The 15510-nt window shown below is 49.1% G+C and carries 6 protein-coding genes; all 6 read left to right on the top strand.

From position 1 onward, the window contains the following. The coding region (locus tag GVN20_RS29250; RefSeq protein ID WP_166561744.1) for an SdrD B-like domain-containing protein at positions 1 to 1611 on the top strand (1611 nt) is incomplete at its 5' end. Positions 1612 to 1895: 284 nt separating this feature from the next. Continuing rightward, a complete protein-coding gene (locus GVN20_RS29245; protein WP_166561743.1) occupies positions 1896 to 8423 on the top strand; it encodes a polyketide synthase in 6528 nt (2175 codons plus the stop codon). Positions 8424 to 8440: 17 nt separating this feature from the next. Next, positions 8441 to 12451, top strand: coding sequence for a non-ribosomal peptide synthetase (locus tag GVN20_RS29240; protein WP_166561742.1), 4011 nt, complete (start codon positions 8441 to 8443; stop codon positions 12449 to 12451). Continuing rightward, on the top strand, positions 12451 to 13134 hold the full coding sequence (locus tag GVN20_RS29235; protein WP_166561741.1) for a 4'-phosphopantetheinyl transferase superfamily protein: 684 nt from the start codon (positions 12451 to 12453) through the stop codon (positions 13132 to 13134). Before GVN20_RS29240 ends, GVN20_RS29235 begins: the two co-directional genes overlap by 1 nt. Positions 13135 to 13364: 230 nt before the next feature. Beyond that, positions 13365 to 14729, top strand: a complete 1365-nt coding sequence (locus GVN20_RS29230; protein WP_166561740.1) for a Gfo/Idh/MocA family protein — start codon at positions 13365 to 13367, stop codon at positions 14727 to 14729. Between the two features lie 248 nt (positions 14730 to 14977). Then, a partial coding sequence (locus GVN20_RS29225) for an ABC transporter permease (RefSeq protein ID WP_166561739.1) occupies positions 14978 to 15510 on the top strand: 533 nt, incomplete at its 3' end.

The following is a 15510-nucleotide window of genomic DNA, read 5'->3' as shown; positions in this document are numbered from 1 at the left end:
GTAACCGTCGATGCCGCATTGTACTCGCCGAAAGGCTCATTGGGTGACTTCGTTTGGAAAGATACCAACAACAACGGCATTCAGGACGAAACAACGCCAAACGCAGGCGGAGTAGCTGGTGTCCAAGTGGAGCTCTACAAAGTAGGTACAACTGCCGCCATCGCCAAAGACACCACCGATGCCACGGGTAAATACCTGTTCACCAACTTGGACGCAGGTCAATACTACATCAAAATACTGGCAGCAAGTCTGCCCGCCGGTTGCACGATTTCGACCATGAAAGACGTCACCACAGGCGGCGGCACCGAAGCCAACGACAGCGACGTGGATCCTACCACAGGTCAATCGGGCAACTACGAAATTGACCCGCTCGACCCAACGAAGAAAGACATCGTAACCGTCGATGCGGCATTGGTTATTCCTTGTGTCAAATCAAACGTCACGCTTACCAGCTCACCCGTCTGCTCAGCAGATGTACAAACTTACAGCCTCACCTTCAGCGTCACCAATAAAGTGGGAATGGTAAAAGTAGACAAAGGCACGTTGATTGGCAGCAATCCCTACACCGTTACGGGCATTCCGTCAGGGACAACTGTCAAAATCACCGACAGTCTGAGTGCGGTTTGTAAATGGGATACCCTCGTCACAGGGCCTAACTGTAACTGTAATCCGCCAACGCCAACGCTGATCACCCCAAGCCTGACGGCCTGCATCGGCGATACCTTCCCCACGCTCAAAGCCACCGTCATCGGTTTGGCTACCGTCGAATGGTTTACCCAGCCAACGGGCGGAACATCCATCGCTACGGGACTGAATTACAAACCCGCAGGAACCGTAACGGCAGCAGGTGCGATGTTCTACGCTCAAGCCCGCAGCACGGACCCAAGCTGTCCATCGGCCATCAGCACGAGCCGCGTCTTGGCCACCGTCAATGCCCAAAACTGTACCGTAGAAGTGGATTTGGCTTTGAAAAAGTCCATTAATACCAAAATAGCCCAAATCGGTGATGTGTTGACGTACACCCTGAAAGTGTGGAATGAATCCGGCACCAACGCTACGGGCGTAGAGGTCACTGACTCTATTGCTACCACGATTCAGTTCCAAGCGGGCAGCTTTACGACAAGTCGTGGCAGTGCAACTATATTAGGCAACGTCATCAAATGGACCATCGGCAACATTGCCGCCGGCGGAGACACCGTCACGCTGACCTACCAAGTAAAAGCCACGCAGGAAGGCGTGCATTTCAACACGGCCGAGATCAGCAAAACCAACGAGAAAGACATTGACTCCACGCCCGACAACGGTACCGAAGGAGAAGATGATATTGACCGTCAGTGTTTTACCGTACCAGTTAAGCTTTGCCCTGGCGAGAAAGTGCAGGCAGGCGTCCCCGCCTATCTGACCAACGTACAGTGGTTTAAAAATAACGGCACAACCCCGGTAGCAAGCGGCAATACGGTCATGTTGACAGAAGTAGGCTCATACCGATTTACCGCTACCAATCAGACCTGTCCCGTTGACGGCTGCTGCCCGGTCATCATTGAGCCCGGCATTAACTGCTGTCCCGAGGATGTGTGCATTCCATTTACCATCAAGAAAAGGAAAAAATAATACAGTATAGTAAAACTGACTCAAACACCCCGCAGGCAATGCCTGCGGGGTGTTTTGTTTAACGGTAAGGACTGAATCAGCCTTAAAACGGCACCCGTATTTTGCGCCTGCCTACTTTCTGATTCACGTTCAGCATTCAGAAAATATATGCCATATAAGTATCCTATTGTTAAACAGCAAATTAAATTTCAAGCTTTGAAGCCATCTTTTAGACCAAAAAAAATATCTTATATACCAAAACAAACTATCTTTGTCTACAGTCAATGAGAAATTAAAAGGTTAAAATGACTTTGCCCGATCAACCTTCCATTTATACCGTAATTGATTTTTTCCTAAAACAATTAACGATTTCCAGGGATGCAGTAGCGGTACAGTATCAGTCCGAACAACTCACCTATCGTGAGCTTGCCGAAAAGGTATTTACGCTTTCTTCTAAGATAGCCCACATTCCAGAAAAAACCATTGTTGTAAGTGCATCCCGCTCCATCGACATGATTGTTTATGTGTTGGCAGCGCTACACGCTGGCAAAGCATATCTGCCGCTCGATGCGTCTTATCCACTCGAACGATTAAAACAAATCCTAAAAGAGGCCGATATACGAACTGGATTATACTCAACCGAAGAAGAAACCATTTTTAATCAAAAGCTTAATATCATTAATGTATTAAGCACCGAAGAAATAGCACCCCAATACCCCTCCCTCGCTTCGACAGTTACGTATGTTCTTTATACTTCTGGCTCTACTGGCGTTCCTAAAGGCGTAAGTATGGGCAATGAGGCTTTAATAAACCTTATCCAATGGCAAAAAAACAATAGCCAGTGTGGAGAAGGCACCAAAACGCTCCAATTTTCACCTTTGGGTTTTGATGTTTCGTTTCAGGAAATATTTGCCACGCTCAGCACGGGTGGAACTTTGGTTTTAATTGATGATGACCAGCGTTTAAATCCGTTGGGCTTATTAGAATTCATTGCATCGCAACGTATCAACCGCATCTTTCTGCCGTTTGTGGCGCTGCAATTATTGGCAGAAACTGCCGTGAGCAACCAGTATTTTCCATCTTCTCTAAAGGAGGTGATAACGGCTGGCGAACAACTCAAAATAACGCCGCAGCTGCGCGCTTTTTTCTCGGCACTGCCCAATTGCCAACTTTTCAACCAATACGGCCCCACGGAATGCCACGTCGTAACCCAGCTCGCGCTCGATGGCCCGCCAGATTCATGGCCTGAGTTGCCTTCCATCGGAACGCCGATCGACCATGTTTCCATCTTTATTCTTGACGAACAACTCAACCCAGTTGCCGACGGAACAGAAGGTGAATTGTGCATCGGCGGAGTTTGTGTAGCCGAAGGCTATTTGAACCAACCGGAACTAACCGCCGAAAAATTTCAACAGTGGCAACCTCCGCAAGATAGCCCGCAACGGATATACCGAACGGGTGATGTGGCCCGCAAATTACCCGACGGCAACTTCGAATTTTTGGGCCGCAAAGATGACCAAGTCAAAATACGGGGTTATCGCATCGAACTTGGTGAATTAGAAGCTGCGCTCACTAAGCTACCCAACGTGACGCAGGCGGTAGTGACCGTCAATAAAGACATTCCGGGCCAAAACCGGTTAATTGCCTACTTCACCTCCGACAAAGAGGAGCAAGAATTGCCACTCCGAAATCAGCTTGCAGACCTCCTGCCCGACTACATGATTCCGTCGGGGTTTGTGCGGGTCAGTGAATTCAAGCGAACGCCCAATGGCAAGATAGACCGAAAATCTCTACCCAAACCGTCGCTCCAACGCCCAGCATTGCAAGTACCTTACCGGAAGCCCACCACGCTGATTGAGCAGCAAACCGTTGCGCTTTGGGAAGAACTTTTGCAGTTGGAACACCTCGGTGCCGACGATTCGTTTTTTGAACTCGGTGGCAATTCATTGTTGGCTCAAAAAACCGTTGTACTTTTACAACAACGCCACGGCTATCAGTTGCCCATCACCAAATTATACCAGTTTCCTACGCCGTCAGGTATTTCTATTTTTCTGGCCGGAGATGAAAAAAAATTCGAGTTGCCCGCCGCTCCACTTTCAGATACTAAACAAAAAGACGTAGCCATCATCGGGATGGCGTGCCGCTTTCCGGGCGCCGACACCATTGATGAATTTTGGAATATTTTAGTTAACGGCCAAGAAACCGTTCGTTTTTTTACGCCCCAAGAACTCGACAAAAACATCCCCGATACCCTCAAACGTGACCCATCATACGTACCCGTCCGGGGAATCATCGACGGCATCAAAGAGTTTGATGCCGATTTTTTTGGAATCTCGCCCCGAATGGCCGAGGTGATGGACCCTCAGCAGCGTATTTTCCTCGAAATCGCCTATGAAGTCTTGGAAAACACTGGTTATCTTTTAAACAATCGGCACCAATACGTGGGGGTGTTTGCTGGCTGCGGCAACAATACGTACTATTTGAACAATGTGTTTCCCAACAAAAATAAACTGGAAACCATCGGTCAATTCCAAGTCAATACTGTATCCGAAAAAGATTATATCGCCACCCGAACCGCCTATCAGCTCAACCTCCAAGGCCCCGCCGTGGGCGTATTCTCGGCTTGCTCTACTTCACTTTTGGCCGTAGCCGAAGCAACAGAAAGTATCCGTACTGGAAAATGCCGCGTTGCCATAGCGGGGGGAGCGAGCATCACCGCCCCCGTAGAAAGCGGGCATTTGTACCAAGAAGGGGCGATGTTTAGCCAAGATGGGCATACCCGAAGCTTTGACGCCCACGCCACCGGCACCGTTTTCAGCGACGGCGCGGGGGTGGTTTTGCTCAAATCGCTCGACGAAGCCGAGCGCGACGGCGATTTTATTTACGCGGTCATCAAAGGGACGGGGGTAAACAACGACGGGGGCGAAAAAGGAAGTTTTACCGCTCCAAGCGCCCACGGGCAAGCCACCGCCATTGCGCTGGCCCTCCGTGATGCCGCCGTCAATCCTGCCACTGTCAGCTACATAGAAGCCCACGGAACCGCCACGCCCATCGGCGACCCGATTGAAATAGAAGGACTTAAAATGGCGTTTGGGCCGCAGGAGCACAATCATTTTTGCGCCATCGGCTCCGTCAAATCCAACATTGGACACCTCACCCACGCGGCTGGCGTGGCTGGGCTAATCAAAACGGCTTTATCCATGCAACATGGGGTAGTGCCCGCTTCCATCAATTACAAAACCCCAAACCCCGCCCTCGGACTAGAAACGGGGCCTTTTTACGTCAATGACCGATTGAACGAATGGAAAGGAGATAAAAAACGGGCGGGTATCAGTTCGTTTGGGGTAGGCGGTACCAACGTGCACGTTGTGGTAGAAAGTTACCCTGCGCCAGTGGCCGTTCCACAACCTGCCGAGGACGACTGGCAATTGATTACGTGGTCGGCACATTCGGAGCAAAGCGCCACCGAATACGGGCAAAAACTGGCTACTTACCTAAATAATCACCCCGCGTTTTCGCTTGCTTCGGTGGGTGCTACCCTCCGAGCAACCCGCAAAGAATACCTTTTCAAACGGTTTGTGGTGGCAAAAGATACCGCTGGTTTGCTTGCAGCAGTGCAAACAAACCAGCCGTCAACACGCGCGGCAGCGGTTACAGATTCGTCGGAAGTAATGTTTGTTTTTCCTGGGCAGGGCACGCACTATCCGTTGATGGGGCGGGAGCTATACCTCCGTTTTCCCGCGTTTAGGGAAGCGTTGGAGGCCTGCCGCACCATTTTAATAGCCCAAACGGGACGCGATATTTTAGAAGTACTTTATCCAGAAAAAGAAAAACCTAGCTCACAAACCGTCGATAATACCCTGTACGCCCAACCCGCTTTGTTCTCGGTTTCGTACGCGCTGGCTACGCTCTGGATGAGTCTAGGAATCAAGCCTCAGGCGCTTATTGGCCATAGTTTGGGAGAATTTGTGGCCGCGCACTTCGCAGGCGTGTTTAGTCTTGAAGATGCCTTAAAGCTAGTGGCTACGCGGGCAACCATGGTCAGCACACTGCCCCAAGGCGCAATGCTTGCCGTCAGAATTCCAGAAGACCAGGTGGCCGATTTATTGGGAGAGGGCATCTCTCACGCGTTGGTCAATTCTCCAAACAACCATGTATTTTCTGGCACTCCCGAAAAAATAAGTCGCTTGACTGAAAAGGTGACTACCCTTGGATTTGCCCACGCACCTGTCAATACTACCCATGCGTTTCATTCTGCCGCAATGGACCCTGTGGTGGCACCGTTCCAACGCGTTGTTGCTTCCGTTACGCTAAACCCACCGAAAATCCCCATCATTTCGAGCGTTACCAGCACCTACTTAAAAGATAGTGAAGCCACGTCGCCGTCGTATTGGGCCAACCACCTGCGGGCTACGGTGCGTTTTTCGGAGGCCATCGCTTTTGCCGCCCAAGAATCCAATCCCATCTTTTTGGAAACAGGGCCAGGAAATGTGCTTTCTTCTTACATCAAACAGCAGGATAAGCGTTGGGTGGCGCTGGAAAGCATTACCGCGGCAAGTCCTGAAACCAAACAGCTTTTACAGGCGTTGGGGAAACTGTGGCAATTTGGCCTAAAACCGAATTGGAACGGGATAAACGACGCGTCATTGCCCAAGATTCCCACCTTGCCCACGTATGCGTTCCAACGAAAAAGGCTCTGGTTGGACCCGCTCACAACCCAACAACCCATAAATTCATTCAGTATCAATCCTCCTGAAATCACCCCCATTATCGACAATATCCCTATGCCCGTGAACAGAAGTGCGCTGTTATCCGAAAAAATAAGACAAATTCTGGAAAATGCGTTAGGGATTGAACTTGGCGACGCTGATGAAAAACGCTCCTTTATTGACTTAGGAGTTGACTCTCTGCTGCTGACCCAATTGTCGCTTACGCTCAAAAAAGAATTTTCCATTCCAGTCAGTTTTCGTCAATTAAGCGAAGAGTACGACAGCATTCCCGCGTTGGTGGCTTACCTTGACCAGCAGTTGCCCGCTGAAAGATTTGCCCCCGCCCCAATCGATACCCCTGCGCCCGCCGCCGTACGGCCAGTGCTCCCACAGGTGGTGGCCAATACAGGCCCGTTGACGGCGTTGGAGCAAATTGCCCAACAATTACAAGTACTTACGCAACAAGTACAACTGCTTCAAGGCAACGGAAGCATCCCGCAAGAGACCCCGTCCGTTCCAACAGTGGCTTCTCCTCCACCCTTGACGCCCCTTAGCATCAGTCCCGACGAAGCCGCCGAGCTGAAAAAACCCTTTGGCGCAACGGCCCGGATTGAACGCCAAAAGACGACACTGAACGACACCCAAAAGAATTTTATCCGGGCGTTTACCGCCGATTACAACCACAAAACGGCCAAAAGCAAAGAGTACACGCAAAAACACCGCGCCTCTATGGCTGATCCCCGGGTGGTAACTGGTTTTAAACCCGTCATCAAAGAAATTGTATACCCTATCGTGGTGAGCAGTTCAAAAGGAAGCAGGGTAAAAGACATTGACGGCAACGAATACATTGATGCGCTCAACGGTTTTGGTTCCAATATGCTTGGCTACCAACCCGAGGTTCTGACCCGGGCCATTAAGGAGCAGATGGACAAAGGCTACGAAATTGGCCCACAGCACGAACTGTCGGGGCCTGTGTGCGACCTCATTTGCGAATTTACGGGTTTTGACCGGGCGGCACTTTGCAACACTGGCTCGGAAGCCGTATTGGGTGCAATGCGCATTGCCCGAACCGTGACGGGGCGCTCGTTAATCGTCGCTTTTACGGGTTCGTACCACGGCATCAACGACGAAGTGATTGTACGCGCAACCAAAAGCGGCAAAAACTTCCCCGCCGCCCCGGGCATCATGCCAGAAGCAGTACAGAATATGCTCATTCTCGACTACGGCACCGATGAAAGTCTACGGATTATCAGCGAGCGAGCCGACGAACTAGCGGCGGTGTTGGTAGAACCCGTCCAGAGCCGACGCCCAGAATTTCAACCCGTTGATTTCCTCAAAAAAATCCGACAGATAACCGCCAAGTCGGGCAGCGTTCTGATTTTTGATGAAGTAATTACGGGATTCAGAGCGCACCCAGGTGGCGCGCAGGCCCTTTTTGGCATCCAAGCCGACTTGGGCACCTACGGAAAAGTGATTGGCGGCGGCTTGCCGATTGGGGCTATTGCGGGCAAAAAAGCTTTCATGGATGCCCTCGACGGTGGGTTCTGGCAGTACGGCGATGAATCTATTCCCGAAGCGGGCGTTACTTATTTTGCGGGCACGTTTGTGAGGCATCCACTGGCCCTTGCGGCAGCCAAGGCATCTTTGGAATACATGAAAGAAAAAGGAGCTGCCTTGCAAAACGAACTCAACAAAAAAACCGTATATCTGGTACAGAAGCTGAATGACGTTTGTCAACGGCACCATATTCCGCTCTACGGCGTTCATTTCGGTTCGTTATGGAAACTAAAACTGAAAGAAGAATATCCATACAATGAACTTGTTTTTGCTGTGATGCGCTCCAAAGGGATTCATATTTGGGAAAATTTCCCTTGTTTTCTTACCGAAGCGCACACCCAAGATGATATTGACCAAATAATAACCCAATTTGAACAAAGCGTTCAGGAATTGATTGATGCTGAGCTGATTCCTGTCCCGAAAAAGAAAAAAGAAGTCGCCCTTCGTATAGACGACAACCAACCACCCGTCATGGGTGCCAAACTTGGGCTGGATTCAGAAGGAAATCCCGCTTGGTTTATTACAGATTCGCAACGTCCCGGAAAATATTTAAAGATAGAACCATGAAGAAAATGATTTGAGTTATGACCCATATTGCCTATCACTTTACCCCCATTGACTACAACCCTTTTGAAGGGACAAAGATTGAAAAAACAGCCCCCGCAACGGAATCACAGAAAGAAATTTTTATTTCTACGCTTATCGGCGAAGATGACGCCAACCGGGCTTATAATGAATCGTTTACGTTATTGCTTTCAGGCGACCTGAACGTTCCTGCTTTCCGAGAGGCGTTTGCTGACTTAGTCCAGCGCCACGAATCGCTCAGGACAACCATCAGCGCCAACGGAGAAAAAATCATCATTTTTGAAACGCCATCGTTCCAATTAACGGAAGACGATGTTTCTCCCCTCGCCCCCGCCGAGCAAGAAGCCTACTTGCGCCGCCTCGCCGACGCAGAAGCTGATACGCCTTTTGACATCGTTAAAGGACCGTTGTTTAAGCCATACCTTATCAAAACAGGCCCTGATTCATGGCAGTTTACGCTGACGGGGCACCACATTCTGTTTGACGGTTGGTCGTTGGGTATCCTCCTGCAAGACCTCGGAAAACTGTATTCGGCTTATGCTTCAAATACGTTTCCCGCGCTGCCGCTTGCGGTTCAGTATGCCCAATATGCTAACGAGCGCAAGCAATTCGAGCAAACGGAGGAGTACGCAACCATTAAAAAGTTTTGGGTAAACCAGTTTAAGAACAACGTACCCGTCTTTGACTTCCCGACCGATTTTCCCCGGCCGGCCACTCGTTCGTACTCAAGCCAACGCAACGATTATCCCATTGCTCCGTCGCTGGCGGCGGCACTCAAAAAAGTGGGGGCGCAAAACGGATGCAGTTTCATCACCACCCTTATTGCGGCGTTTGAGGTCTTTTTGTATAGGGCCTCAGGTCAAAAAGACATCGTTTTTGGACTGCCCACCGCTGGACAGTCGGTGACGGGCCATACCCACCTCATTGGTCACTGCGTCAATATGTTGCCCATGCGGAGTGCTCCTACCCCTGAACAGTCTTTTACCGACTATCTGAAAGCCCGAAAGTCGGCCATTTTGGATTGCTATGAGCATCAGCAGCTTACGTTTGGCAGCCTACTAAAGCTCATCAATATCCCCCGCGACCCCTCGCGGGTTGCGCTCGTGCCCGTATCTTTCAATGTGGACTTGGGCATGACCAACGACGTTCATTTTGAGGGACTTTCGTACACGCTTATCAGCAATCCGCGCCATTACGAAACCTTCGAATTCTTTCTGAATGCCAGTGGTTCTGAACGCGAAATGACCTTTGAGTGGTCGTACAATACCAACCTGTTTAAGGCTGAAACAATCCAAAAGTTACACTGGCATTTTGAAGCTATTTTGCAACAGGTGGTCGAAAAACCAGCCATCCTGCTCCGCAACCTGCCAGGAATCGCGCCCATTTCCGACGGCCGTACCTATCAAACCTTAAATGATACCCTAACGCCCTACCAAGCCCATAAAACCGTTGACCAGCTGATTGCCGAAACGGCAGCGGACTTCCCCTCGGCAGTGGCGATTAATTTTAAGGGGACAAAGATGTTGTACGCCGAACTAGAGACAAAGGCCAATCAATTTGCGCATTATCTCATCGAAAGCGGTATCCACCACGGCGACATTGTAGGGCTAGCCTTGGAGCGCTCTCTGTATCTACCAGTGGCCATTTTGGGGATTGCAAAAGCAGGCGCGGTATTTCAGCCAATTGACCCAGATTATCCGTCCCAACGCGTCAATTATATATTGGAAGATGGGGGCGCAAAAACGCTGATTACGTCCCTCAAATTCAAAACTCGGTTTGAGTCCGTCATCAATACCCTCTGCATTGAGGTGATTATTCCTTTGTTGAAAACGTACCAAACGACCCCACCGACGCTCTCCCGAAGCAGTCGCGATTTGATTTATATTTTACACACTTCTGGCTCGACTGGCAAACCCAAGGGCGTGCAGATTGAACACCGCAATGCCGTCAATTTGCTCTTGAGTATGAAACACGCGCCCGGAATGACCTCCGACGATAAGCTACTCTCCATCACCAGCATCTCGTTCGACATCTTTTACCTTGAGCTTTTTTTACCGCTCATTTCGGGAGCCACGATGGTCATGCTCAATTCGGCCGATTCAAAAGATGCCCGAGAAATTGTTGAGTGCGTTCAAACCGAAAAAATTACGGTCTTACAAACCACTCCTTCGGTTTGGAATAGCATCCTCGACGTGGCCGACAATCTTTCGTTGCCACTCAAAGCGATCTGCGGTGGCGAAGCCTTGTCGAAAGATTTGTCGAAAAAGATGTTGCGCAAAGTAAATGAAGTTTGGAATGTATACGGTCCTACCGAAACCACCATTTGGGCAACAGTCAAGAAAATTTCTGACAACGATGAAGTCATTACCATTGGAAAGCCTATTTTCAACACCCGTATTTACTTGCTCGATGAGCAGCGACAGCTCGTCCCTGACGGTACCGTGGGTGAAATATACATTGCCGGTGACAACGTAGGCCGGGGGTATCTTCATCAACCTTCCCTCACCGCCGAGCGATTTTTACCAGATACCATTATAAATCAGCCTGATCAAAAAATGTATCAAACGGGCGATTTGGGCAAACTCTTGGAAAACGGTGAGATTCAATGCCTTGGCCGAATAGACCATCAACTGAAAATCAACGGATTTAGGATTGAACCTGGCGAAATTGAACACTGCATGACACTTGCCAATGTCGGTGTAAAGCAGGCAGTGGTCAAGCCAGTCACCCGAAACAACATTACGGTGCTTGCCGCTTTTTATACATCGGAGCCCAACCGACAAGCAATGACGCCCGCCGCTTGGAAACAACTGCTGCAAGGCTATTTGCCTGCCTATATGATTCCTGAACAATACGTTGTTTTGCCAGAGTTTCCGTTGACACCCAACGGAAAAATTGACAAAAACAGTTTACTATTACCCGGAAGTCTGCTCGCTCCTGCTCCTCCTAAAGTAAACTCTACGTATACTACGACCGAATTGACCGTCGCAAAGGTATGGCGTAAAGCACTGAACAATAACGACATTGAACTTGACGACAACTTTTTTGAAGTCGGTGGGCACTCATTGATTGCGGCGCAAGTAATGCAGCAAATTTATCAGGTAACGGGCAAGAAACTTCCGCTTGCTATTCTTTTTGAAAGTCCAAGTGTTCGATTGCTTGCCGCCGCCCTCGACCGAATCCAGGGAAAGGCTACGTACCAGGCACTGGTTCCCATCCGTCCCAGCGGCACCAAAACGCCCCTTTTTCTGGTCCACGGGGCAGGGCTAAACGTATTGATGTTCTCTCCACTGACCTCCTATTTTGACGAAGAGCAGCCCATTTATGGTCTTCAGGCCCTCGGTCTTGACGGCAAAAAAATAGAAACCGACACCATAGAGGGCATTGCTGAAATCTACAACAAAGAAATTCTAGAGGCTAATCTAGGGGATGAATACGCCATCGTGGGCTACTCTCTCGGCGGAATAATCGCTTTCGAAATGGCCAAACAATTGAAAAAGATGGGTAAGAAAGTAAAACTTCTCGGAATGATTGATACGTTTATCGACAACGAAGACTACCATTTATCGACCCTTGAGCGTTACAAAACCAAGATTTTAAGGCAACCTAAGAAGCTTACATTTATCTTTCAAAACTTGATAAAAGACCCTCAGGAAACCCTTCGCTATCAGGCCTATATCTCAAAAACGAAGGTCAAATCAATGCTTAATAAAGCCATTCCTGATAAAAATGTTCCTGTTCCGTTGGAAGACCGCATCAATCGTCATTATGAAAACGCCTATATCAATTATAAGCTCACTCCCTATGACGACGTGATTTGCCTTTTCAGAGTGGCCAAAAGGATTTATTACGTTGATGACCCCGTCTACTTGGGCTGGAAACCATATTCTCCCCAAGGTTTGATGATAACCAACGTCCCAGGAGACCATAAGACTTTCCTTCTGCCTCCCAACGACCGGGTGTTTGCCCGGAAATTACAAAAGGTTCTCAACAAGCCTATCATCAAATAATGGAGGCATTTTCTTTTCAGGAATGGGACACCGAGGCTTTTTTAGAACTACAAAAGGTAAAAACCCAAATTGTTTTTATCCATAGAAACCGCTACGTGACGCTGGAAGATGCCATTTTAGCGAATGTGAACTCGGAAGAAACGGCACGCGCCAGCCGTTTCTTCCACTCCAAAGACCGTGAAGTATACCTGCTCGGCAAGTATGTTTTACGGAAAATCTTAGCCGCGCAAACGGGCCTTGCCCCCCAAAAGATTATTTTTTCGAAGACCCACACCCATAAACCTTTTTTTGAGGGGCAGGAGTTTAACCTCAGTCATTCTAGCGACCATATTTACCTTGCTTTCAGCCCTTTTGAGGTGGGAATTGATGCCGAAAAAAACAACCTTGACTTTGACCTTCAACCCGTTGTCGATGCCTGTTTTTCGGAAGAAGAATCTGCGATGCTTTCAACCGCAGAAGAATACAGGCCGCATTTTTACACAATCTGGACCCGAAAAGAAGCACTTCTAAAAGCCACGGGCGAAGGGCTTTGTGATGACATGAAACAAGTGTCCGCCATACCGAGTCAGGTACGCCGAAATGGTCAACTTTATTTTCTCGCTACTCGCCGCCACCAAGACTACATTGTCAGCTATGCCACTCCCCACGTAGACCCCGAAGTGATAGGGTGGGAATTTGCGTAGCCAAGAGAATTAAGAGGGGCATATCCTCTTCCGATTATCTTAAAAACATCGATTTTTTTAATGCCTAATAGGATTTCAAAAGATTCCTCCCGCCAAACTGTGCCTATCAAACAGCTTGTAAGTAGTATAATTTTCAGGCAATAACAGGTAAAAAAAGAATAGGCGATGCCTTATATTGCTGTTATTCATATACGTTTCAACCTATAACATCATCTAAACCTCATAACCACATGAAAAATAAACCTACCCCCGAATCGCGGCGGGAGTTTTTGGTCAAAGCCGCCACCGCCGCCATGGCTGCTCCTCTCCTGTTTAGTTCGGAGGCCAACGCGGCCCCGTCAAAACTCCGTCATGCCTGTATTGGTGTGGGCGGAATGGGCTGGGGCGACTTACAACAATTCAAAAAACACGCAAACGTCGAAATCGTGGCGCTGTGTGACGTAGACGAAAAAAACCTCAAACGTGCCTCTGAGTTTGTTCCTGGCGCACGCACCTACACCGACTGGCGCGAATTATTCAAGGCCGAATCGGCCAACATTGATTCCGTTAACGTCAGTGTGCCTGACCATAACCACTTCCCCATTGCGGTAGAGGCCATCCACCGAAAAAAACACGTGTATTGCCAAAAACCCATGTGTCATGATGTAGCCGAGGTTCGGGAATTAACCAAAGCCGCCGTCAAAGCGGGCGTCACCACCCAGCTCGGCACGCAAATAGCCTCTGGTTTGGGCGACCGTACGGCAGTGCAGTTAATCAAACAGGGCATCATTGGCAAAATAAAACACGCCTATTTGTGTTCCAATCGCCCCGGGGCCGTAGCGAGGTATCGATTGGTAGGTCCACGCCCTACGGAGGCCCACGAAGTGCCCGCCCATCTGCATTGGGATCAGTGGCTGGGCACCGCACCCGTGCGCCCCTACGCGCCCGATATTTACCACCCCGCCATCTGGCGTACATGGCAGGATTTCGGTACAGGTTGGTCGGGCGACATTGGTTGCCATATTTTTGATGCAGTGTGGAAAGGCCTCGGCATGAAAGCCCCACTGTCGGTGATTGCCGAAGTCCAAAAATCATGGAAAGACTCCCCCGAGCGCCGTGCCGACACTTGGCCGCAGGGAAACCACATTACGTGGCAATTTCCGGGCAATGAACTAACCGCTTCAAACACCTTTCAGGCTGAGTGGTTTGACGGTGAGTTTTACCCGCCGCAAGAAATCAGGGATTTATACAAAGGCGGTGAATACCCCGCCGAATCGGCGATGTTGATTGGGACGGAAGGCGCGTTATTGATTCCCCACCAAAAAATGCCCGTGGTCATTCCTTTCCCCACTGGTAAAGTGAAAGACTACACCCTGCCCACATTGGCCGAGCGCAACCATTATCATCATTTTGTGGATGCGTGTTTGGGTGGTGAAAAAACCGAATCTCACTTTGCGCAATCGGGCCCCATGACCGAAGCGGTATTGTTGGGTACGGTGGCGATTCGCGTTCCCGACCAATTGCTTGAATGGGATTCTGTCAAAATGAAATTCCCGAATTATCCCGCTGCCGAGAAATACCTACGCCGCACCTATCGGAAGGGCTGGGAGGTCTAACAAATACGGTTTGAAAAAGCAAAAACTGCTACCACCGCTCTATCGACTCATAAAATGAACCGATAGAGCGGCTTTTTATGAGCCTCATCCAAGTGTTTTTTAGGGTGAGGCAAAGTTGTGATTAACACAATTCATCCCATTTTTATCTTGGTTTACATCATTTTTTCATTCAGCTGATAACACCTTAGTATTCTTGCCATGGGAAACTATTGCCTAGCTATTCGCTAACCTTTTTATCAACCGAGAAGATGATTGGAAGCTACATCAAAACATCGAGACGTAACTTGTTGCGCAACAAGCTATTCTCAGCCATCAACATTGTTGGCCTTGCTATAAGTATGTCGGTAGGGTTACTGCTAATTGCGTTTATGCTCGACCTGCATTCTTACGACAGGTTCCACCACAACGGTGAGAGAATCTATCGTATTACCAACATACTGACCGAAAATCATGAGCAAAGCGGCAAGTTTGCCACCACGTCAATAAAAACCGCAAAACTTATCCAAGAGAATGTAACTGGCGTTGAAGAAGTGGCTATTATGCACAACGACTTTTCGCAAGACGCAAAGGTTGGCGACAACATTCTCCCTATCAAGGGCTTCTGGGCGAATCCGTCAGTATTCAGGGTATTTACATTTCCGATGTTGGAAGGCAACCCCCACACGGCCCTAAAAGACCCTTACTCGATTGTTCTTACGGAGACCGCAGCAAGAAAGCTATTCGGCCACCAATCAGCGCTTGGTAAGTCAATCAATTTCAATGCACTTGATTACAAGGTGAC

Origin of the sequence: Runella sp. CRIBMP, from assembly GCF_009905605.1 — a bacterium.
GTDB lineage: Bacteria > Bacteroidota > Bacteroidia > Cytophagales > Spirosomataceae > Runella.
The sequence above is the reverse complement of the archived record's forward strand: the minus strand, read 5'-3'. Positions and strand labels throughout refer to the sequence as shown.